This window comes from Arthrobacter sp. UM1, assembly GCF_020483305.1.
Lineage (GTDB): Bacteria > Actinomycetota > Actinomycetes > Actinomycetales > Micrococcaceae > Falsarthrobacter.
This window is the reverse complement of sequence record NZ_JACWAB010000001.1, coordinates 219445-241532: the sequence shown is the minus strand read 5'-3', so window position 1 is coordinate 241532 and position 22088 is coordinate 219445. Positions and strand designations below refer to the sequence as shown.

The following is a 22088-nucleotide window of genomic DNA, read 5'->3' as shown; positions in this document are numbered from 1 at the left end:
GGGCCGCCTGGTGTGGCAGGCGTCTCGGACCACCCCCATGTTCTCACGTCTGACGCCGAACCGGGCACGCCTCGGCGCGCCCCGCCCGTCACCGCGAGTACCGTGGAGGCCATGAGCACTCGCACGGACGACACCCCGACCCGCCGCACCCCAGCAGACGAGAACTCCGACCCCGCCCCGCTCTCCCGCCTGGACCGCGGACTCGCCTGGACCCTCGTGGTCACGGGCCTGGGCGCGTGGCTGGCCTCCGCCGCCCTCGTGGCCGAGCGCCTGAACCTGTACAAGGACCCGGGATACGTCACGAGCTGCGACCTCAACCCGCTCATCTCCTGCGGCACGGTCATGAAGTCCTGGCAGGCCTCCCTCTTCGGCTTCCCGAATCCCTTCATCGGCCTGGTGGGCTTCGCCGTCGTCGTCGCCATCGGCGCCGCGCTCCTGGCGCGGGCGCGGTTCTCGCGGTGGTTCTGGATCGCGCTCCAGACGGGGCTGCTGCTCTGCCTGGTCATGCTCGGCTGGCTGTTCTACTCCGCGGTGTTCGTCATCGGCGCGCTGTGCATCTACTGCATGATCGTCTGGTTCTTCTCGATGCCGATGTTCTTCTACACCCTCCGCCGGAACCTCCTGACCGGGACACTGCCCGCGCCGGAGGGCGTGCGGCGGTTCTTCGAGCACTGGACGTTCGTGGTGACCGCGGTGGCCGAGCTGCTCGTGTTCGGCACGGTGTTCGTCATCTTCATGGACGCCTTCGTCTGATCCCGGGGCGCCCCGGACCTTGGCTCTCCAGGGACGGTCAGCCGAGCAGCTTGAGCTCGTCCTCCGTGTACCACCGCAGCGCCTCGCGGCGGCCGTGCGTCAGCTGGCGGGAGGTCCGTCTCCGAGTCGAAGCTCGAGCCGATGGCGCCGCCGAACACCCCGAGCGCCGCGCTCAGCCACGCCAGCTTGACGTAGTTGAGCGGCGTGACGTGCGGCTCCTTGAGGATGTGGGACAGGAACTCGGGGCTGATCATGATGAGGCTGCCGACGAAGATCGCGACGACGAGCGCCGCATACAGCATGAAGACGCAGAAGAAGAGGGTCGTGGCGGTGGAGAGGTTGTAGACCACTGTGATCGACTTCTTGCGCCCCGGGCCCGGACGGTCCCACAGCCGGTTGTGCCCGATCAGCCAGGCCACCATGACGAACATCGAGAGCACGCCGATGAACCCGATGCGCCATTCGCTGAGGTAGTTCGCCATCTGCCAGATCGACGTGTAGAAGAGGCCGAACGCGCCTGTGGCCAGGGCACCCGCGAGAGCGCTGGAGAGCTTCGTCATGGTGCGCAGCGGCTGGTTGGCCCGGGCCATGCCGAGCACCGTGCGGACGCCGCCCGTGTACATGTTGACGTGGAGCACCTTGTTTCCGCGCTCCTTGTGGTGGCTCCACGTGGAGAACGGCAGCTCGTGCCCCTCTTCCGGCGCGTGCATGCGGGCGCTCGCCATCTGGAACGTGCAGCTGACGAGGAGGTTGAGCAGGCGCCCCTCCGTGTTGACGACTCCGAGCGCGGGACAGGAGATCACTGCGACGTTGGGCTCCGGGAAGAACTCGGCGGCCACGGCCCGTTCTCCCGAGTGCCGCGGCATCTCGGTGAGCATGAAGATCGCGTCCACGCTCTCGAACTCGGCGGACACCTTCTCCGCCCAGGAGAGGTCCAGCGTGTTGCCGGGCTTGATGCGGAACAGACCGGTCCTCACGAGGAGCTCGGTCTGGGCGCCGAACGTGGCCTGGAGGCGCTTGCGGAAGCGGTCCTCGACGCGGGACATGGAACGGGTGGGCATCCCGGGATCCGAGAGCACGAGGATGCGCACGGTGCGCGGGGGTGCGGTGGTCACGGTGAGACTCTACGGCGCGGAAACTCGAGTGCTCAACACCGGCACGGGGACGCGTCCCCTAGGCTGAGACCACAACCGCACGCACCCCTCACGAGCCCCGACCGCACCCCGCACGAGGAAGGCCCCGCGATGGCGCATCCGTTCCCCGACCAGCCCGCTCGTTCCACCGTGGCCCTCGTCCTGGCCGGCGGCAAGGGGTCCAGGCTCTCTCCGCTCACGGACGCGCGGGCCAAGCCGGCCGTCCCGTTCGCGGGCTCGTACCGGATCATCGACGTCGTCCTGTCCAATCTCGCGCACTCGGGGCTCCAGGACGTCTGGATCGCCGAGCAGTACCGCCCCTTCACCCTCAACCGACACCTCGCCGGCGGGCGCCCCTGGGACCTCGACGGCACGCGCCACGGCCTCCAGATCCTCCCGCCGGCCGAGGGGCGGATCGAGGAGGGCTTCGCCGCGGGCAACGGGCACGTCCTCCACCAGCACGCGCCGCTCCTCGAGTCCTTCGGAGCCGACGAGGCCGTGATCCTCTCCGCGGACCACCTCTACCTCCTCGACCTGCGGCCCGTCCTCGAGCAGCACCGCGCCACTGGCGCGGAACTCACGGTGGTCACCACCGAGGTCTCCGAGCACCCGGGCCGCTACGGGGTGGTCCAGACCGACGACGACGGCCGGGTCACCCGCTACGACTACAAGCCGGACGATCCCCAGGGCAGCGTGGTGGCCACGGAGATCTTCGTCTACGACGTCTCGGTGCTTGCGAGAGTGACGGACGAGCTCGTCGCCGCCCAGGAGCAAGAGCACGATCCGGACCCGAGCATCGAGGGAGAGACGCTCGGCGACTACGGGGAGTCGATCGTTCCCACCCTCGTGGAGCGGGGGAAGGTGTTCGAGTACCGGCACACCGGCTACTGGAGGGACATCGGAACCGTGGACTCCTACTTCCAGGCGCACATGGACCTCGTGGCGGGGCGCGGACTGGAGCTGACGCGGGCCGACTGGCCCATCACGACGAATCCCCGCACGTCCGCGCCGGCCAGCATCGGCCCTTCGGCCGAGGTCCGGGACGCCCTGGTGTGCGCGGGCGCGCGAGTCGAGGGGGCAGTCTCCGAGAGCGTCATCGGCCCCGGCGTGCACGTGGAGCCCGGCGCCTCCGTCCGCCGCTCCGTGCTGCTCGGCAGCTGCGTGGTGCCGGCTGGGGCCGAGCTGGAGTCCGTCATCGCGGATGTCGGGGCCGAGATCCCCGCGGAGCGCGTGGGCCGAACCAAGCCCGGACCCGGCAACATCACCGTGCTCGAGCCGGCCGCGCGCGGCCCCGAGCACGGCCAGGACGAGACCACCGGCCACTGACCGCCCCGCCGAGGCCGGGCGTCACGGTCCGGCGTCACGGGCTGCGCAGCGAGCGCCTGCGCCTCTCGAGCTCCTGGACGGCGGTGCGGGCCGAGACGGCGGGCGCCGGGAGTCCGCCGAGCCGGATGGTGGCCGCGGCCCTGAGCGCCAGCTCGTCCGCGAGGCGCGCCGCCTTCCACGGGAGCCCGACCTCCGCGGCGAAGGCCCTGAAGTCACGTCCTGTGAGTCCCTCCGCCTTGCCGCCGACTCTGAGCGCCATCGACTCGTCCCCGTACAGGAGGCTGCACTCGGCCGAGGTGATGGGCGCAGGCCCCCAGCCTCCGCCAGGCCGCTCGAGGATCCCGAGGGCGCGGGCGTGCATCTCTCCGTGGCCGATGATCCACGCGAAGACGATCTGGAGGTAGAACGTGCGCAGGGCGGCCTGCGGTGCGACGCAGTGCCGGCTCAGCTGCAGGACGAGCTCCTCCGCGCTCGGGCTGTACTTGGCCTGCGGGGAGAGGCCGAGCACCTGCACCCCGTCTTCAAAGGCGAGCCGCGTCCCGTCCGGAGCCGAGTCGAACCGCTCGATGACGAGCATCCGGTCCCCGTCTCCGCAGCGCACGGCACGGGCGTCCACCACCGGACAGCGCATCCGCCGCGCAGCCTCGAGGTGGCGGATCTGGTTGAGCGCCCAGCCGAACCGGCGGCGGTTCTCCGGGATGACGAACGGCTGCCTGCTCGCGAGGCGTCCGGCGTTGAGCACCGGTGCCCCCGCCGGACGGAGGCAGACGTCCCCGGGGACGCTGGCGCCGAGGGCGAGAAGGATGCCCAGCTCGCTCGGCGGGCTCGACTTCACGCTGCAGCTCGGCCCGGCGACCCGCCTCCCTTCCGGCAGAAGACCCGCGAAGTACGGCGGCAGGGCTCCCTCAGGGAATTCGAGCACCTCTGTGCCGACCGGCAGCGTGGTGGCCACAGCCAGCGGCGGGGTCTCCGCGGCGAGCAGCTGAGGGGAGTAGGAGAACTCCACGCAGCCGTCCTCCCGTTGCCGGAGCACCGCGACCCGCCGACCCTTCTTGCACACGTCCGCGGCGAGGACCGGAGATGCCTTGGGGTCCGCCTCGAGGACGGGCGCGGAGAAGATCGAGCTCACGGACAGGCCCGGACGGTCAGCCCGAGCACCGCGGAGACGGCGATGACCGCACGGAGCGAGGGACTGCCGCGGCCCGTCTCGATGTCCCTCAGCGTCCTCTCCGAGATGCCTCCCAGTGCCGCGAGCGTCTCCTGCGAGAGCCCCTCCGCGCGGCGCGCGGCACGGATGGCCTCCCCGAGCGCCTGGGCCGTGGTCTTGTTCATGGTTCACCCTCTGGGCCCGCGGAAGAACGCCGCCGCGTCCTTCGAGCCCGGCAGGACGGGGCACATCCCAGCAGACCTCATCCGCACCCGGCGTGATCTCGCGCACCGGCGGATCTCTGCCGATGAGGCGCAAATACCTCCAGATCCTGCCGGTTTTGCCCCTGATCGGCAGAAGATCGCCGATGCAGACTCCCTTCCCATGACCTCACTCCCCCATCAGTCTCGGTGCTTCCATTAGACACACGCACGGTTGTCATGTCTCTGGGCAAGGGCACAAGACGCACGGACGGAATTGAGGCGGGTGCACAGCCGCCGGGAACGGCAGAAGGGGCCGTCCCCTGAGGAACAGCCCCTTCTCGGCCCGCCCCGCTGTGAGGGGCGCGTCAGCGCAGCACGCCGGCCCGGCCGGCCGCGCTCGTTTCAGCGGATCAGGCGAACCAGATGCCGATCTCCCGCTCGGCGGACTCCACGGAGTCCGAGCCGTGGACGAGGTTCTTCTGGACCTTCTCTCCCCAGTCCCGGCCGAAGTCGCCGCGGATGGTGCCCGGAGCCGCCGTCGTCGGATCCGTGGTGCCGGCGAGGGAGCGGAAGCCCTCGATGACGCGGTGGCCCTCGACCACCGCGGCGACGACCGGGCCGGAGGACATGAACTCGAGCAGGGGCTCGTAGAAGGGCTTGCCCTCGTGCTCGGCGTAGTGGGCCTCGAGCACGGAGCGCTCGGCCTCCACCATCTTGAGGGACGTGACGCGGTAGCCCTTCGCCTCGATGCGGGCGAGGATCTGGCCGGTGAGGCTGCGCTCAACGCCGTCCGGCTTGACGAGGACGAGGGTGCGCTCTGCGGTCATGCGAGGTGCTCCTTGGGTGGTTCGGTGGGTGGGTGGATGATCGGCGGACGGCCGGGGTTCCAGGCTATCGCGGCCGTTGGGGCGGCAAGACCCCTACAGCGTTCCCTCGGGGCTCTCGGACTCGTCCGGATGCTCCCGGCGGTACTCGGCCTCAAGACGGTCTCGCTCGGCGTTCTCCGCGTCGATCTGGCGGCCCTTGACGAGCGCGTAGATCCAGCAGCCGGTGAACCCGGCGGCCACGATGAGCATGAGCGGGATCGCGAGGCCGAGTGCGAAGGTGAGGACCTGGAGCACCCAGCCCGCCTTGAGGCCCCAGGGCTTCTGGAGCACCGCGCAGCACGCCACGAGGGCCACGGCGAGCGCAGCCCCTCCTGCGAGCAGCCACGGCAGAGCGGCGCTGCCCCGGTACAGACCGATCATCGCGAGCGTGGCGAAGGCCACCGCGAGGGCCTGGAGGACGAGGACCGTGGAGGCGAACATCGTCCGGACGCTGCGGCGGGGCTTCGGGATGCCCGGCCGCCATTCGGCCTGCTGGCGCTCGAGGCGCTGGCGGATCGACTCACGCGCCATCGGCGGCACCTCCCCCGGCGAGCAGCACCTGGGCCTCTCCGACCACGGTGATGGACCCCGTCACGAGGACCCCGCCGGCGAAGTCGCCCGGCTCCTCGGCCAGGGCGACGGCGCGGGTCAGCGCGTCCACGAGGTCAGCCTCGACGGAGATCTCCTCCTCCGTCCAGCCGGCGGCGAGCGCGAACTCGCGCAGCTCGGCCGGAGGGACGGCGCGCGGCGAGGTGGAGGCGGTGAGGACGATCGGACCGGCGAGGTCGTCCAGCTCCCGCCGGAAGGCGGCGAGGAACTCGGCCGCGTCCTTCTCCCCGAGGATGCCGACGACGGGCACGAGCCGCGAGAACGTGAACGCCTCCTTGAGCGCCGCGGCCGTGACACGGATGCCGGCGGGGTTGTGCGCGGCGTCGAGGATGACGGTGGGAGCGGTGCGGACCACCTCGAGGCGGCCCGGCGAGGCGACCTGCTCGAAGGCCTCGCGGAGCACCTCGATGCTGAGCTCCTTCTCTCCCCCGCCGAGGAACGCCTCGAGAGCGGCCACGGCCACCGCGGCGTTCTGAGCCTGGTGCTCGCCGTGGAGCGGGAGCACGAGGTCCTCGTACCGGCCCGCGATCCCGTCGATCGTCACCACCTGGCCGCCCACGGCCACCTGCCGGGACTCGACGCCGAACTCCACCCCCTCGAAGCGGAAGGGGATCTCCAGCTCACGGGCCCGCTCGAGGAGGACGTTGGCTGCGTCCCGGTCCTGCGCCGCGGAGACGAGGAACCCGCCGGGCTTGAGGATGCCGGCCTTCTCCAGGGCGATGTCCCGGACGGTGTCCCCCAGGAGGTCCGTGTGGTCCAGGCTGATCGGCGTCACCACGCTGACCCGCCCGCTCACCACGTTGGTGGCGTCCGTGATCCCGCCGAGGCCCACCTCGACGACGGCGACGTCGACCGGCTCGTCCGCGAACACCGCGAAGGCGAGCACGGTGAGGGCCTCGAAATAGGTGAGCCGCGGCTCGCCCTCGGCCTCGAGCTCGGCGTCCGCCATCTCCACGTACGGGCGGATCTCGTCCCAGATCCGCACGAAGGTCTCGTCCGAGACGGGCTCGCCGTCGATCGAGATCCGCTCGGTGACGGACGTCAGGTGAGGGCTCGTGTACCGGCCGGTGCGCAGGTTGTGCGCACGCAGGCCCGCCTCGATGATCCTCGCCGTGGAGGTCTTCCCGTTGGTGCCGGTGATGTGGATGGACTCGTAGGCGTTCTGGGGGTCGCCCAGAAGCTCCATGACCCGCCACATGGGCTCCATGCGGGGCTCCATCTTGTTCTCCGGCGCTCGCGAGAGCAGCTCTGCGTAGACGCTCAGCGCATCGGAGCGGTCTGCGGCCTCGAACCGGTCTGTCACTGGGCCACCTCCACGGAGATCTCGGGCTGGGCCGCGTCCGTCTCCTCGAAGACCAGGGCGGTGGAGAGCGTCTCCCGCTCCACGAGCTCCTGGTTCTCCGTGAGCGCGCCGATGAGCTCGGCGTTGGCGCGGATCGTGGTCACCACGCGGTCGCTGATGTGCAGGCCCGCGTCGCGGCGGGCCTGGGCGATCTGGCGGATCGTGTCGCGGGCGGTGCCCTCCGCCTCGAGCGCCGGGGTCATCGCGGTGTCCAGCACCATGAAGCCTCCGCCGGGCAGGACGGCGGCGGCGCCGCCGTCGGCCTTCTCCGGGTCGACGACGGTCTCCAGCGTGTACTCGCCCTCCTGGAGCTCGAGCCCGCCGGCCGTGACCGTCCCGTCCTCGGCGACGGACCAGTCGCCGGACTTGGAGCCCTTGATGGCCTGCTGGACGCTCTTGCCGAGGCGCGGGCCGGCAGCGCGGGCGTTGACGGCGAGCCGCTGGCTGATGCCGTAGTCCGCGGCGTCCTCCTCGTCCGCGCTGCGGACGTCGAGGGACTTGAGGTTGAGCTCGTCCCGCAGGATCGCTGTGTGCGCCTCGGTGAGCCGCTCCGGCTGCGGAATGACGAGCGAGGCTCCGGCGAGCGGCAGGCGCACGCGCAGCTTGGCCGCCTTGCGCAGCGCGGAGCCCGTGGAGGCCACCTGGCGCACGAGGCCCATCGCCTCGAGGCCCTCCTCGTCCCGCGGGAACCGCGAGGCGTCCGGGTAGTCCGCGAGGTGGACCGAGCGGCCTCCGGTGAGGCCCCGCCAGATCTCCTCCGCCGCCAGGGGCAGCAGCGGCGCCGCGGCCTCGCACACCGTCTTGAGGCACGTGAAGAGGACGTCGAACGCCGCCGGATCCTCCTCGAAGAACCGCTCGCGCGAGCGGCGCACGTACCAGTTGGTCAGGGTGTCCGTGTAGGAGCGCAGGGCGTCCGTGGCGTCCGAGACCTCGTAGGCGTCCAGCGCTGTGCGGACGTCCTCGACGAGCTGGCCCGTGGCGGCCAGGATGTACTGGTCCAGCGGGTCCTCGGAGCTGAAGCGCTCCTGCGCCTCGTAGCCCTCGCCGCCGTTGGCCGCGTTGGTGTAGAGCGTGAAGAAGTACCAGACGCTCCACAGCGGCAGGAGGACCTGGCGGACGCCCTCGCGGATGCCCTCCTCGGTCACGATGAGGTTGCCGCCGCGCAGGATCGGGCTGGACATGAGGAACCAGCGCATCGCGTCCGAGCCGTCACGGTCCAGGACCTCGGAGACGTCGGGGTAGTTGCGCAGCGACTTGGACATCTTGTTGCCGTCCGAGCCGAGCACGATGCCGTGGCTGATGACGTTCCGGAACGCGGGCCGGTCGAAGAGCGCCGTCGAGAGGATGTGCAGCGTGTAGAACCAGCCGCGCGTCTGGCCGATGTACTCGACGATGAAGTCCGCCGGGTTGTGCGTGTCGAACCACTCCTCCGCCTCGAACGGGTAGTGGTTCTGGGCGTACGGCATCGAGCCCGAGTCGAACCAGACGTCCAGGACGTCCGGGACGCGGCGCATCGTGGACTTTCCGGTCGGGTCGTCCGGGTTGGGCCGCGTCAGCTCGTCGATGAACGGGCGGTGCAGGTCCGGCTTGCCCTCGTGGTTGAGCGGCATCCGGCCGAAGTCCGCCTCGAGCTCGGCGAGCGAGCCGTAGACGTCCATGCGCGGGCAGTCCGGATCATCCGAGACCCACACCGGGATCGGCGAGCCCCAGTAGCGGTTGCGGGAGATGGACCAGTCCCGCGCGTTCTCGAGCCACTTGCCGAACTGGCCGTCCTTGACGTTGCCCGGGATCCAGTTGATCTCCTGGTTGAGCTCGAGCATCCGGTCCTTGACCTTGGTGACCTCCACGTACCACGAGGAGATGGCCCGGTAGATGAGCGGCCGGCGGCAGCGCCAGCAGTGCGGGTAGCTGTGCTCGTACGTGGCCTGCCGGACGAGCAGCCCCTTCTCCTTGAGGACCCGGACGATCGCCTTGTTCGCCTCGAACACCTGCACGCCCGCGATCTCCGCGAGCTCCTCCGACCCCGAGGGGCTCGGCTTGGAGAAGAGCGGCAGGAAGCGCGCGCCCTCGTCCACCGAGAGCACCACGGGGATGCCGGCCGCTTCGCAGACCGCCTGGTCGTCCTCACCGTAGGCGGGCGCCTGGTGGACCACGCCGGTGCCGTCCGTCGTCGTGACGTAGTCCGCCACGAGGATGCGCCAGGCGTTCTCCGTGCCGTGCTGCTCGGCGTCCGTGAAGTAGTCGAAGAGCGGGAGGTACTCCACGTCCTCGAGCTCGCGGCCCGTGAGCGTGCGGGCCACGGCCGCGTGCGCGGCCTCTGCGTCCTCATAGCCGAGGTCCTTCGCGTACGCCCCGAGGAGGTCCTTCGCGAGGAGGAACGACGACGACGGCGCGAAGCGCTCCCCCAGGCCCGCTCCGCCGGGACCGGCCGGGACGACGGCGTAGTCCACGTCCGGCCCCACCGCGAGGGCGAGGTTGGTGGGCAGGGTCCAGGGCGTGGTGGTCCACGCGATGGCGAACACGCCGGCCAGACCGAGCTCGTCCGCCTTGGCGCCGTTCAGGGCGAAGGCCGCCGTGACGGTGGGGTCCTGGCGCTGCTGGTAGACGTCGTCGTCCATGCGCAGCTCGTGGTTGGACAGCGGGGTCTCGTCATTCCAGCAGTACGGCAGGACGCGGAAGCCCTGGTACGTGAGGCCCTTCTCGTGGAGGCGCTTGAACGCCCAGATGACGGACTCCATGTACTCGACGTTGAGCGTCTTGTAGTCGTGCTCGAAGTCCACCCAGCGGGCCTGGCGGTTGACGTAGTCCTTCCACTCTTCGGTGTAGCGGAGGACGGAGGCGCGGCAGGCATCGTTGAAGCGGTCGATGCCCATCTCCTCGATCTGCTTCTTGTCCGTCATGCCGAGCTGCTTCATCGCCTCGAGCTCGGCGGGCAGGCCGTGGGTGTCCCAGCCGAAGCGGCGCTCCACGCGGTGGCCGCGCTGGGTCTGGTAGCGGGCCACGAGGTCCTTGGCATAGCCCGTGAGGAGGTGGCCGTAGTGCGGCAGGCCGTTGGCGAAGGGAGGGCCGTCGTAGAACACGAACTCGTTCGCCCCGTTCTCTCCGGCCGGGCGGTTGTCGATCGACGCCTGGAAGGTCTGGTCCTCGGCCCAGTAGCGGAGGACGGCCTGCTCGATGCTCGGGAAACGGGGCGAGGACGGGGTGCGGGTCTCGCCGGTGGCGCTGACCTTCGGGTAGGTGCTCATCGCGGTCCTTGTCTCAGACGTGAATAGCCGGGAGTGCAAGGACGAACGCCACGCGAAGCAGGCCGGCCCGGGCTCAGAGGCCCAGGCTGACCTGCTCGGCGGGACCTCCGCGGTACCACCTCGCTTGCACCGCGACGATGCGTCCCTTCCCCGGGGCATCGGCACAGTGCCGCTTGTTTCAGTGCTGTGACGGGCACACCCGTTCGGGTCTACTGAGGCGCCGGGCCGCCCCGCGAGGGGCGGGCCGGGGGCTTCCATGGGCGGCGGTCCGCGCCCTGAAGGTCACGTCCGCCTGGAGCCATACGCCTGTTCTTCCGAAAGCTCGCCGGTGATGGCCGGGTCAATGCTGATCTCCTCCATCTTAGGCTCTCCCGCGCCGGGGGCCAACATCGCTCTTCATCCCCGCGACGGCGGGCGCTAGCCCTTCCGGACCACCTTGTGCTGGGCCGCCTGGGCCACCGGGCGCAGCACGATCTCGTCCAGGCTCACGTGGTGGGGAACGGTCACCGCGTAGCGGACCACGTCCGCCACGTCCTCGGCCGTGAGCGGCTTCTCCACGCCGGCGTACACCTTCTCCGCGGCCTCCTTGTCCCCGCCCATGCGCATGAGGGAGAACTCCTCGGTGTGCACCATGCCGGGGAGCACCTCGATGACGCGGACGTTGTGCTCGGCCTCCTCGAGGCGGAGGGCTCGGGTCATGCCGCGCTCGGCGAACTTGGCGGCGTTGTAGCCGGAGCCGCCCTCGTAGCCCACGAGCCCCGCCGTCGAGGTGAGGTTGAGGACCGTGCCCTCGGCGGCCCGCAGCTGTGGGAGGAACGCGCGGGTGACGATCATGGTGCCGAGGACGTTGACGCGGTACATCCACTCCCAGTCCTCGGTCTTCGCCTCGGCCACCCACTCGGTGCCGCGGGCGCCGCCGGCGATGTTGACGAGCGTGTCCGCGCCGCCCGCCTCCCGAACGGTCTCCGCGAAGCGCTGCACGGCGTTCTCGTCCGTGACGTCCAAGGGGTAGGGGTGGATGTCCGGATGCCGCTGGGCGAGCGCCTCGAGGCGCTCGGCCCGGCGGGCCACGGCGTAGACCTCGAACCCGGCCTCGGCCAGGGCGAGCGCGCTCGCCTCTCCGATGCCCGTGGATGCTCCTGTCACGACTGCGATGCGAGTGCTCATGCCGTCAGCCTAGCCCGCGGCTGCGCAGCCGTCTCCGACGGGATGAAGAACACCCTCCGCATGCAGGAGGCGCACCGCCGGCGGCGAGGCGCCGCATGGAAGAATGGAGCCCATGACTGAGAACCCGCAGGGCACAGACACGCCCATTTCCGTCCCCGACAAGCCGGCTCTCGAGGGCCTCGAGTCCAAGCTCACGGACCGCTGGGTCAGCGAGAAGACCTACGCCTTCAACCGCGAGACCACGCGCGAGCAGGTCTACTCGATCGACACCCCGCCTCCCACGGCCTCCGGCTCGCTCCACGTGGGGCACATGTTCTCCTACACGCAGACGGACGTGCTCGCGCGCTACCAGCGCATGACGGGCAAGAACGTCTTCTACCCCATGGGCTGGGATGACAACGGCCTGCCCACCGAGCGCCGCGTCCAGAACTACTACGGCGTGCGCTGCGATCCGGCGATCAAGTACGAGCCGGGCTACCAGCCGCCGGAGAAGCCGGCCAAGAACCAGCGTGACTGGGACGTGGTGTCCCGCCGCAACTTCATCGAGCTCTGCGAGCAGCTCGCCGTCGAGGACGAGAAGGTCTTCGAGCACCTCTTCAAGACGCTCGGCCTCTCCGTGGACTGGTCCATGACCTACCGGACCATCGACGACCACTCGCGGGCGGTCTCCCAGCGCGCCTTCATCGAGAACCTCCAGGCCGGCGACGCGTACATGGCCGAGGCGCCCACGATGTGGGACGTCACCTTCCGCACCGCCGTGGCGCAGGCCGAGCTCGAGGACCGGGAGATGCCCGGCGCGTACCACCGCTACGCCTTCACGGCGGAGGACGGCGAGAAGGTCTTCATCGAGACCACCCGCCCCGAGCTGCTGCCCGCCTGCGTGGCGCTCGTGGCCCACCCCGAGGACGAGCGCTACCGGCACCTTTTCGGCAAGACCGTCACCTCTCCCCTCTTCGACGTCGAGGTGGAGGTGCACCCGCACGCCCTGGCCAAGCAGGACAAGGGCTCGGGCATCGCCATGATCTGCACCTTCGGCGATGCGAACGACATCACCTGGTGGCGCGAGCTCAGCCTGCCGACGCGCACGCTCATCGGCCGCGACGGCCGCTTCCGCGCCGAGACCCCCGAGTGGATCACGTCCGAGGCCGGCCGCGCGAACTACGAGAACGTCGCGGGCAAGACGGTGTTCTCCGCCAAGGAGGCCGTCGTCGGCATGCTCGTGGAGGAGGGACTGCTCGACGGCGAGCCGAAGAAGATCACCCACCCGGTCAACTTCTTCGAGAAGGGCGACAAGCCGCTCGAGATCGTCTCCTCCCGCCAGTGGTACATCCGCAACGGCGGGCGGGACGCGGACCGCCGTGAGCGCCTCATCTCGCGCGGCCGGGAGATCGACTTCCACCCGTCCTTCATGCGAGCCCGCTACGAGGACTGGATCCGGGGCCTCAACGGAGACTGGCTCGTCTCCCGCCAGCGCTTCTTCGGCGTGCCGATTCCCGTCTGGTACAAGGCGGACGCGCAGGGCGAGCCGGACTACGATCAGCCGATCCTCCCCGAGATCAGCGCCCTCCCCGTGGACCCCGCGGCCGAGCCGGCGCCCGGGTTCACCGAGGACCAGCGCGGCGCCGCCCACGGCTTCGTGGGCGATGCGGACGTCCTGGACACCTGGGCCACCAGCTCCCTCTCCCCGCAGATCGTGGGCGGCTGGGGCCATGACGAGAGGCTCTTCTCCCAGGTCTTCCCGTTCGACCTCCGCCCGCAGGGCCACGACATCATCCGCACCTGGCTCTTCAGCTCCGTGGTCCGCGCGGACGCCCTGCAGAAGTGCGCCCCGTGGAAGCACGCGGGCATCTCCGGCTGGATCCTCGACCCGGACCGCAAGAAGATGTCCAAGTCCAAGGGCAACGTCGTGGTGCCCACCGACGTGCTCAGCGAGTACGGGGCGGACGCCGTCCGGTACTGGGCCGCCTCCGCCAAGCTCGGCGCGGACACGGCGTACGAGGTGGCGCAGATGAAGATCGGCCGCCGCCTGGCCATCAAGCTGCTCAACGCCTCCAAGTTCGTCCTCAACCTCGGCGCCACCGAGGCGGACGTGGCCCGCGGCAGCGCGGACGCGGTGACGAACGAGCTGGACAAGGCCCTGCTCGCGGAGCTCGCGTCCGTGGTGGAGCAGTCCACCCGGGCGTTAGAGCAGTACGACTACGCCCGCGCGCTCGCCCTGACCGAGTCCTTCTTCTGGATGTTCACGGACGACTTCGTGGAGCTCGTCAAGGACCGCGCCTACGGCGCCCAGGGCGAGGAGGGCCGCGACTCGGTCCGCGCCGCGCTGGCGACGACGCTCGACGCCCTCCTGCGCCTCTTCGCGCCGTTCCTGCCGTTCGCCACCGAGGAGGTCTACTCCTGGTGGCGCCGGGGGTCCGTGCACCACGAGTCCTGGCCGACGCCGCAGGAGTACTCTGCTTTCGCCGGCGGGGACGCCGGGATGCTGCCCGTGGTGGGCCGCGCGCTCGCCGGTCTCCGCAAGGCGAAGTCCGAGGCCAAGGTGAAGCAGCGGACGCCCGTCCGCTCCGCCGTGGTCACGGCGGCCTCCGCGGACGCCGCCCGTCTCACGACGGGCCTCGGCGACCTCCGGGCCGCCGCCAACGCAGAGTCGATCGACGTCCGCGAGGGCTCCGGCGACGTGACGGTGTCCGAGGTCGAGCTGATCGTGGAGAGCGCCGAGTAGCATGCTCGCCGCGTCTCTGCCCCTCCACCCGCTGTTCGTCCACGTGCCGGTGGTGTTCATCCCGCTGACGCTGATCGTGGTCCTGCCCGGCCTGTTCTCCCGGCGGTGGGAGCGCCGCTTCGGCTTCCTCGCAGTGGCGTTCGCCGTCATCGCGGCGGTCTCCGCGTGGCTCGCCACCTTCACCGGCGAGGACCTCCTGCACCGCGTCGGGTCCAGCGGACTCGTGGACAAGCACCGGGAGCTCGGCGAGACCGCGCGGAACCTCGCGTTCGCCCTCGCCGCCTTCGTGACGGCGCGCTGGTTCGCCGTCTCCGAGAGCTCTCCTGCCCGCATCCGCGGTCTTGTGGAGCGGCGCCCCTGGATCGAGACGCTCCTCGCCGCCGCGACCTCCCTCTGTGCGGTGGCCGCCACCGTGTGGGCGGTTCTCGCGGGCCACTCGGGGGCCGTCGCCGTCTGGAACGGCTGACCGGCACCGGCTCCGGCACCCGGGCGCATGCAGAAGGCCCCCGCGCCGTCCAGACGGACGGTGCGGGGGCCTTTCCGCTTCGCGACGCGGGCGGCCAGCGGCACTCAGCGGGCCTGCTCGCCCGTCTCAACCGCGGGCTGCGCTGCCCGGAACGTCAGCCGACCTGCGGCATCTCCGTGCGCGAGCGCTTGAGCTCGAAGAAGTACGGGTATGCGGCCAGCGTCCGGGCGCCGTCGAAGAGCTCTCCGGCCGCGTCGCCGCGAGGAACGCGCGTGATGACCGGGCCGAAGAACGCGGTGCCGCCGACGGCGACGACGGGCGTGCCCACCTCGTCCCCCACCTTCTCGAGGGCGGCGTCATGGGAGGTGCGGATCTTCGCGTCCAGAGACTCGTCCTCGGCGGCCTTCACGAGCTCGGGGCTGAGGCCGGCGCGGTCCAGCGCCTTCTCCATGGCCTCGCGGCGGTCCTTCACGCCCTGCTCGTGGTGCACCTCGCCGAGCGCCGTGTAGAGGCGGTCGGCGTTCGCGGGGTTCTCGTCCACAGCGGCCTGGACCACGCGGACCATCCACATGGAGCTGGAGTCGCCGTGGTGGTGGTTGTCCTCGTTGTTCTCGTTGAGGATGCCGAGGGACATGAGGTGCCAGTCCACCTCGACGTCGCGGACCTTCTCCACCTCCTTCATCCAGCGGGAGGTCACCCAGGCGAAGGGGCAGAGCGGGTCGAACCAGAAGTCAACGCGGTCGGTCATGGCGGAGTCCTTTCATCGGGGTCCTCCAACATTGAAGCACTGACCGGCGGGGCCTTCCAGCGTCCCGCTTCGAGCGAACAGGGAGCGGCTAGGCGCTCTTGCGGCGCTTCTTGCCGCCCAGCTCGAGGGAGGGCTCGGCCTCGCCCCGGACGCTGTCCCGCGTCACCGTGACGCGCTCGACGTCATCGCGGCCGGGGATCTCGAACATCGGCCCCGCCAGGGTCTCCTCGAGGATGGAGCGGAGGCCGCGGGCGCCCGTTCCGCGCTCCAAGGCCTTCTGCGCGATCTCGGTGAGCGCGTCCTGCTCGAACTCCAGCGAGACGCCGTCCAGCGCGAACATCTTCTGGTACTGCTTCACGAGCGCGTTCCGCGGCCCCGTGAGGACCTGGATGAGGGCGTCCTCGTCCAGCTTGTTCACGGTGGTGATGACGGGAAGGCGGCCGATGAACTCCGGGATGAGCCCGAACTTGAGCAGGTCCTCGGGCAGCACGTCCCCGTACTCGCCGGAGACCACGTTCTCCTTGAGCGTGGCGCCGAAGCCGATGCCCTTGCGGCCGGCCCGGTCCCCCACGATGTCCTCGAGCCCGGCGAACGCGCCGGCGACGATGAAGAGGACGTTGCTCGTGTCGATCTGGATGAAGTCCTGGTTGGGGTGCTTGCGCCCGCCCTGCGGCGGGACCGAGGCCACCGTGCCCTCGATGATCTTGAGGAGCGCCTGCTGCACGCCCTCGCCGGAGACGTCCCGCGTGATCGAGGGGTTCTCCGACTTCCGCGTGATCTTGTCGATCTCGTCGATGTAGATGATGCCCTGCTCGGCCTTCTTCACGTCGAAGTCCGCGGCCTGGAGGAGCTTGAGGAGGATGTTCTCCACGTCCTCGCCCACGTAGCCGGCCTCCGTGAGGCTCGTGGCGTCCGCGACGGCGAACGGGACGTTCAGCCGCTTGGCGAGCGTCTGCGCCAGGTACGTCTTTCCGCAGCCCGTGGGGCCGATGAGCATGATGTTGGACTTGGACAGCTCCACCTCGTCCAGGTCCGGCGCGAGCGCGGCCGCCTTGGTGCGCTGCTCGGAGCTCGAGTGGATCCGCTTGTAGTGGTTGTAGACCGCGACGGCGAGGGCGCGCTTCGCGCCCGTCTGGCCGACGACGTACTCCTCGAGGAAATCGAAGATCTGCCGGGGGTTCGGCAACTCGGAGGGGCCGAGATCCGTGATCTCGGCGACCTCCTCCTCGATGATCTCGTTGCAGAGCTCGATGCACTCGTCGCAGATGTAGACCCCGGGGCCGGCGATGAGCCGGCGGACCTGCTTCTGGCTCTTTCCGCAGAAGGAGCACTTGAGCAGGTCAGCGCTCTCGTTCGTGCGCGCCATTGAAACCTCACTTTGACGGGGAAACTGTGCGTGCGGCGCAGGGGTGCGCCGAGTCCGCACCGTCTACCCTACGGCAGGTGGCCGCGCGGACGGCGGAGAGACCCGGCGGGGAGCCGCGCCTCGCGCCGTCGCGCGCCGTGGACCGGACCGAGAGCACTCCCCCAGTCCGGTCTGCACCGCCGTCTACTCCGGCGTGTTGATGGCCGGCTTGCGGACCTTGCGGGAGTCCAGGACTTGGTCGATGATGCCGTACTCCAGGGACTCCTTGGCGGTCAGGATCTTGTCCCGCTCGATGTCCCGCGAGATGGCCTCGGCGTCCTTGCCCGTGTGGAGGGCCATGGTCTGCTCGAGCCACTCGCGCATGCGCATCATCTCCTGGGCCTGGATGTCCAGGTCCGAGGCCTGGCCCTGTCCGCCGCCGATGGCCGGCTGGTGGATGAGGACGCGGGCGTTCGGGAGCGCGAGGCGCTTGCCGGGCGTGCCGGCCGCGAGCAGGACGGACGCGGCGGAGGCCGCCTGGCCCAGGCAGACCGTGGTGATCTCGGGGCGGATGTACTGCATCGTGTCGTACAGCGCCGTCATCGCGGTGAAGGAGCCGCCCGGGGAGTTGATGTAGAGCGTGATGTCTCGGTCCGGGTCCTGGGCCTCGAGCACGAGCAGCTGCGCCATGACGTCGTCGGCGCTCGCATCGTCCACCTGCACGCCGAGGAAGACGATCCGGTCCTCGAAGAGCTTGGTGTACGGGTCCTGGCGCTTGAAGCCGTAGGGCGTGCGCTCCTCGAACTGCGGGAGGACGTAGCGGTTGGAGGGCATCGGGAAGCTGACGCCTGCGTGGTTGTTCATTCTTCTCTCCTGGAAGTCGTTCGGGACGGGGTCAGACGGCGCCTCAGGCGTCCTCGTCCGTTCCACCGCCGCCGGACACGTTCGCAGCCTTGTAGGCGATCTTGTCGAAGAAGCCGTACTCGAGGGCGCGCTCTGCGGTGAACCAGTTGTCCCGGTCGTTGTCCTCGAGGATGCGCTCCAGCGGCTGGCCCGTCTGCTCGGCCGTCAGCTCCGCCATGACGCGCTTCATGTCCATGATGAGCTCGGCCTGGATGCGGACGTCCGTGGCCGTGCCCTGGATGCCGCCGAGCGGCTGGTGCATGAGGATGCGGGTGTGCGGCGTGGCGTAGCGCTTGCCCTTGGTGCCCGAGGAGAGCAGGAACTGGCCCATCGACGCGGCGAGGCCCGTGGCCACGGTGACGACGTCGTTCGGGATGAACTGCATCGTGTCGTAGATCGCCATGCCCGCGGTGATCGAGCCGCCGGGCGAGTTGATGTAGAGGTAGATGTCCGCCTCCGGGTCCTCTGCGGAGAGCATGAGGAGCTGGGAGCAGATGAGGTTCGCGTTGTCGTCGCGCACATCCGAGCCGAGCCAGATGATGCGCTCCTTGAGGAGGCGGTTGTAGATGTAGTCGTCCCGCGTGGCGAGCGCCGTCTCCTGGGCCGCCTTGGGTGTCTGTGTCGCTTCGGTCATCATGTTCTCCTCGTCGTCAGCCGACAGACCGTGGCCGGGGCCGCCGTTCGCGGACAGGCCGCGAGCCGGACTCCGCCCGGTGTTCTTGATATGGACACTATCGGCTTTTCCCGCGCGCGCTGAGAGGGGCGGCGGGCGTTTCGCTGTTGGCGCATGGGGCGCAGCCCCGCACCGGACCGCTCCGGATCCGGCCGGGCGGCCCTGGAATGCGAGCGAGCGGGGCGGGACCCGTGTGGATCCCGCCCCGCTCGCGCTGGCTTCCCGCTCGTGCGGGGCAGGCCGGGCAGCCGGTCTTACTCGGCGTCCTCGGCCTTCTTGTCCTCAGCCTTCTTCGCAGCGGTCTTCTTGGCACCCGTCTTCGCCGTGCTCGACTTCGCCGTGCTCGACTTGGCCGTGCTGGTCTTCGAGGTGCTCGACTTCGCCGTGCTGGTCTTCGAGGTGCTCGACTTCGCCGTGGACTTCTTGGCCGCAGGCTTCTTGTCCTCGGACTTCGTGGCGCTGGACTTGGCCGTGGACTTCTTCGGGGCGGACTTCTTGGCGTCCGCCTTCTTCTCGTCCTTCGCCTCGGCGGCGTCCTCGGACCCCTCCGCAGCCTCCTCCTGCGTGCCGAGGACCTCGGAGAGGTCGACGGCGTTGCCCGCGGAGTCCTTGACCTTCGCGGACTCGACGACCTTGCTCAGGGCCTTGTTGCGGCGGACATCGGCGATGACCATCGGCAGCTGACCCGCCTGGTCGATGATCTGTGCGAACTGCTGCGGGTCCATGCCGTACTGCTGCGACGTCTGGAAGATGTAGTCGATGAGCTCCTGCTGGCCCACCTCGACGTCGTTCTGCTCGAGCACCGCGTCGAGGATGACCTCGCGCTTGAAGGCGGCCACGGTGTTCTCGCGGACCTCCTTGCGGTGGTCCTCGCTGTCGTGGCCCTCGGAGCCGTCCTGCTGGAAGTGCTGGTCCACCTGCTCGTCGATGAAGGAGTCCGGAACCGGGACCTCCACCTTCTCGATGAGGGCGTCCATGACCTTGTCGCGGGCCTGAACGCCCTGCTCCATGCGCTTCTGCTGCTCGACCTGCGTCTTGGTGGACTCGCGGAGCTCGGCGATCGTGTCGAACTCGGAGGCCATCTGCGCGAAGTCGTCGTCGGCCTCCGGGAGCTCACGGGTCTTGACGGCCTTGACGACCACCTTGACCTCAGCGTCCTGGCCGGCGTGCTCGCCGCCGGCGAGCTTCGTGGTGAAGATGGCGTCCTCGCCCTCGGAGAGGCCCGTGACGGCCTCGTCCATGCCCTCGAGCATCGTGCCGGAGCCGACCTGGTAGGAGAGGTCAGCGGCAGAGTCCACCTCGTCGCCGTCAACCTTCGCGGTGAGGTCGATGGTGAGGAAGTCGTCCTTCTTCGCCGGGCGGTCCACGGTCTTCAGGGTGCCGAAGCGGCCGCGGAGCTCGTCGAGGGCGGCGTCCACGTCCTTGTCCTCGACCTTGACGGAGTCGACCTCGACCTCGAGGTCGGAGAGGCTCGGGAGCTCGACCGTCGGGCGGACGTCGATCTCAAGCTGGAACTTGAGGTCACCGGACTTCTTCTCCGGGTCCGGCGCATCCGTGATGTCCACCTCGGGGCGGGAGAGCGGCTGCAGGTCCTGCTCCTCGAGGGCGCTCGCGTACCAGCCGTTGAGGCCCTCGTTGATGGCCTGCTCGTAGACGTAGCCGCGGCCGATGCGCTGGTCGATGACCGAGGAGGGGACCTTGCCCTTGCGGAAGCCGGGGATGCTGATCTGCTCGGCGACCTGCTTGTAGGCCTTGTCGATGCTCGGCTTCAGCTCTTCGAACGGCACCTCGACCGTCAGCTTGACGCGGGTCGGGTTGAGGGTTTCGACAGCGCTTTTCACGTCGATGATCTCCTGAACGTTTTGGTATCGGGTCTGCGAACGGCCAGTGCAGCGGAGGACCGCCGACCGGCGTTCTGGTCGGGGTGACAGGATTTGAACCTGCGGCCTCACGCTCCCAAAGCGCGCGCTCTAGCCAAGCTGAGCTACACCCCGTCTCGCGGTCATACAACCCTTGACTCTACCGCGCGCCCGCGAGATTGGCCGAATCCCCCCACACGGGCGCGAGCCGCGCTCTCGCGGGCCTTCAGGGCCGTCCCGCCTCGTCCCGGCGGCCCGGGTTTGGGAGCTCGCCGCCGTTCTGCTACTGTTCTTGAGCAGCGTTCCGGTCAGCACCGGTCCCGTTCGCGGGGATGTAGCTTAATGGTAAAGCCTTAGTCTTCCAAACTAATGACGCGGGTTCGATTCCCGTCATCCCCTCCATAAGACAGACCCCGTCAGATCGTTGATCTGGCGGGGTTTCTGCTGTTCGAGGGGAAGACTCCCTATGGCTTCGCCTGCTCCTCGGCATGGAATCCGATGGGGCGGACTTCGCCGAGGGTAAGCTCTACAAGCCGGGTCGGCTCGAATGGCGTCCCCTCGTTGAGCCGGTCGCAGACCTCTTGCGCATGCTCGCGTTCGACGAACACCATGCTGGGTGAAGGATCGACCTCTTCGTCCTTCTCCTCTTGCGATTCGGCACCGAACCAGACGGCGAAGACCGGATCACCGCTGGGTAACGGCTCGTCATGGTCCTGAAATGACATGTGGTACCAGCCCAAGGAATCCCGAGGTACCACAGACTCCCGGCGGGAGACGAGCTCCTCGGCCTCGGCGGCGCTGGAGAAGGCTCCGAGCAGGTGGTGAACCCCCTCGGGCTGCTCCTCGTAGACGAAGAACACCATCCGCCCGAGAAACTCCTCTCTCTTCGAGCCAGGCAACCCCAGCAGGCGTCGGACGAACCCTCGCACGGTGTGTGTTTCCCTTCGTGTTGCGGTCTCAGTCTTCGGCAATAGCCGATATCGGGCGGACGTCTAAGCGGGTTCGCGCAGGCGGTACGTGATCCCAGGCGTGTGAGTGAAAGGACTCGTGGTCAGGTTTTCGACGACCGCCTTCGCCTCCGACCTGTTCGATCGCTTCCACTCATCCCAGGTCTGCTTGGCCTTCTTCCGGAGAAAGACGACTTTGTACGGCGCCTCTGACGCATTGTCTCCGCTCAAAGGGACAGCTCCACAGGCTCGTCCAGCTCTTCGTCGTCGCGATCCGACTCTGGAGTCAGGCCAGCGGCCAGCGCACGCGCCGTCTCACACCACTCATCGACGGTCTTTTCCAGACAGTGAGGCTGGTCGGTGGCGAACGACGCACGTGCGGACTCCACGAGCTCTTCGGCACAAGACACACGAGCCTGCTCGGGCAGGGCGGCCATCCAGGGAAAGCCGTAGCCCATACGCTCGGCAAGGGTCCCATCCGTTTTCGTCGTCACCGCGATGATCTGAGCAGCGAGCCTGAGGAGCCGCGTACGGCGATCATCTTCAGCCGCCGTCATGAGACGCATCGCCTCCCCGTCTCTGCGCGCCAGGTCCACGGGGGCTTCTTCAGCCTCACGGAAGACACGGGCCGTGT

17 protein-coding genes, 2 tRNA genes and 2 pseudogenes are annotated in these 22088 nt (G+C 69.3%); 6 read left to right on the top strand and 15 right to left on the bottom strand.

Annotation, left to right across the window (positions count from 1 at the left end; translation table 11 throughout):
* Positions 1–111 precede the first annotated feature (111 nt).
* Together H9I38_RS01155 and H9I38_RS01150 are read left to right on the top strand one after the other, a co-directional pair.
* The gene (locus tag H9I38_RS01155; protein WP_226336793.1) at positions 112–753 is read left to right on the top strand and encodes a vitamin K epoxide reductase family protein; all 642 of its coding nucleotides are present in this window, start codon (positions 112–114) and stop codon (positions 751–753) included.
* A 1244-nt stretch (positions 754–1997) separates the two neighbouring features.
* A complete protein-coding gene (locus tag H9I38_RS01150) occupies positions 1998–3212 on the top strand; it encodes a glucose-1-phosphate adenylyltransferase family protein (RefSeq protein WP_226336792.1) in 1215 nt (404 codons plus the stop codon).
* A gap of 34 nt (positions 3213–3246) precedes the next feature.
* Here H9I38_RS01150 and H9I38_RS01145 read toward each other — a convergent pair whose 3' ends face one another.
* The 7 genes from H9I38_RS01145 to H9I38_RS01115 all read right to left on the bottom strand — a co-directional run bounded on the left by H9I38_RS01145 (position 3247) and on the right by H9I38_RS01115 (position 11791).
* A complete protein-coding gene (locus tag H9I38_RS01145; RefSeq protein ID WP_226336791.1) occupies positions 3247–4341 on the bottom strand; it encodes a type II toxin-antitoxin system HipA family toxin in 1095 nt (364 codons plus the stop codon).
* Positions 4338–4544, bottom strand: a complete 207-nt coding sequence (locus H9I38_RS01140) for a helix-turn-helix transcriptional regulator (RefSeq protein ID WP_226336790.1) — start codon at positions 4542–4544, stop codon at positions 4338–4340. The genes H9I38_RS01145 and H9I38_RS01140 overlap by 4 nt, the downstream gene beginning before the upstream one ends.
* A gap of 428 nt (positions 4545–4972) precedes the next feature.
* Positions 4973–5389 carry a nucleoside-diphosphate kinase gene (ndk, locus tag H9I38_RS01135; protein WP_226336789.1) on the bottom strand — a complete coding sequence of 139 codons (417 nt, stop codon included), beginning with the start codon at positions 5387–5389 and terminating at the stop codon, positions 4973–4975.
* Between the two features lie 93 nt (positions 5390–5482).
* Entirely contained in the window at positions 5483–5959 is a 477-nt protein-coding gene (locus H9I38_RS01130) for a DUF4233 domain-containing protein (RefSeq protein WP_226336788.1), read from the bottom strand.
* Entirely contained in the window at positions 5949–7340 is a 1392-nt protein-coding gene (locus H9I38_RS01125; RefSeq protein ID WP_226336787.1) for a bifunctional folylpolyglutamate synthase/dihydrofolate synthase, read from the bottom strand. Before H9I38_RS01125 ends, H9I38_RS01130 begins: the two co-directional genes overlap by 11 nt.
* A complete protein-coding gene (ileS, locus tag H9I38_RS01120; RefSeq protein ID WP_226336786.1) occupies positions 7337–10624 on the bottom strand; it encodes an isoleucine--tRNA ligase in 3288 nt (1095 codons plus the stop codon). Before ileS ends, H9I38_RS01125 begins: the two co-directional genes overlap by 4 nt.
* 417 nt (positions 10625–11041) lie before the next feature.
* Positions 11042–11791, bottom strand: a complete 750-nt coding sequence (locus H9I38_RS01115) for an SDR family oxidoreductase (protein ID WP_226336785.1) — start codon at positions 11789–11791, stop codon at positions 11042–11044.
* A gap of 112 nt (positions 11792–11903) precedes the next feature.
* Here H9I38_RS01115 and valS point away from each other — a divergent pair, with 112 nt between their 5' ends.
* A complete protein-coding gene (gene valS / locus H9I38_RS01110) occupies positions 11904–14513 on the top strand; it encodes a valine--tRNA ligase (protein WP_226336784.1) in 2610 nt (869 codons plus the stop codon).
* Between the two features lies 1 nt (position 14514).
* Entirely contained in the window at positions 14515–14979 is a 465-nt protein-coding gene (locus H9I38_RS01105; protein ID WP_226336783.1) for a DUF2231 domain-containing protein, read from the top strand.
* Between the two features lie 154 nt (positions 14980–15133).
* Here H9I38_RS01105 and H9I38_RS01100 read toward each other — a convergent pair whose 3' ends face one another.
* The 4 genes from H9I38_RS01100 to H9I38_RS01085 form a co-directional block, all read right to left on the bottom strand.
* Entirely contained in the window at positions 15134–15727 is a 594-nt protein-coding gene (locus tag H9I38_RS01100) for a DsbA family protein (protein WP_226336782.1), read from the bottom strand.
* A gap of 88 nt (positions 15728–15815) precedes the next feature.
* The gene (gene clpX, locus H9I38_RS01095) at positions 15816–17093 is read right to left on the bottom strand and encodes an ATP-dependent Clp protease ATP-binding subunit ClpX (protein WP_226336781.1); all 1278 of its coding nucleotides are present in this window, start codon (positions 17091–17093) and stop codon (positions 15816–15818) included.
* 183 nt (positions 17094–17276) lie between these two features.
* On the bottom strand, positions 17277–17936 hold the full coding sequence (locus H9I38_RS01090; RefSeq protein ID WP_226336780.1) for an ATP-dependent Clp protease proteolytic subunit: 660 nt from the start codon (positions 17934–17936) through the stop codon (positions 17277–17279).
* 43 nt (positions 17937–17979) lie between these two features.
* Complete coding sequence (locus H9I38_RS01085; protein WP_226336779.1) at positions 17980–18609, bottom strand: ClpP family protease; 630 nt, start codon at positions 18607–18609, stop codon at positions 17980–17982.
* Positions 18610–18815: 206 nt separating this feature from the next.
* Here H9I38_RS01085 and H9I38_RS11035 point away from each other — a divergent pair.
* Positions 18816–19016: pseudogene (locus H9I38_RS11035) on the top strand (hypothetical protein); the annotation flags it as partial.
* Positions 19017–19160: 144 nt separating this feature from the next.
* Here H9I38_RS11035 and tig read toward each other — a convergent pair.
* A pseudogene (gene tig / locus H9I38_RS01075) lies at positions 19161–20489 on the bottom strand (trigger factor); the annotation flags it as partial.
* A 75-nt stretch (positions 20490–20564) separates the two neighbouring features.
* Positions 20565–20642, bottom strand: a tRNA-Pro gene (locus H9I38_RS01070).
* A 193-nt stretch (positions 20643–20835) separates the two neighbouring features.
* Between H9I38_RS01070 and H9I38_RS01065 the strand changes: the two genes are divergently transcribed.
* Positions 20836–20909 (top strand) — tRNA-Gly (locus H9I38_RS01065).
* A 62-nt stretch (positions 20910–20971) separates the two neighbouring features.
* Here H9I38_RS01065 and H9I38_RS01060 read toward each other — a convergent pair.
* Together H9I38_RS01060 and H9I38_RS01055 are read right to left on the bottom strand one after the other, a co-directional pair.
* The gene (locus H9I38_RS01060; protein ID WP_226336778.1) at positions 20972–21436 is read right to left on the bottom strand and encodes a hypothetical protein; all 465 of its coding nucleotides are present in this window, start codon (positions 21434–21436) and stop codon (positions 20972–20974) included.
* A gap of 245 nt (positions 21437–21681) precedes the next feature.
* Positions 21682–22050 (bottom strand): prevent-host-death protein, encoded by a 369-nt coding sequence (locus tag H9I38_RS01055; protein ID WP_226336777.1) that lies wholly within the window; start codon positions 22048–22050, stop codon positions 21682–21684.
* Positions 22051–22088: the final 38 nt, after the last annotated feature.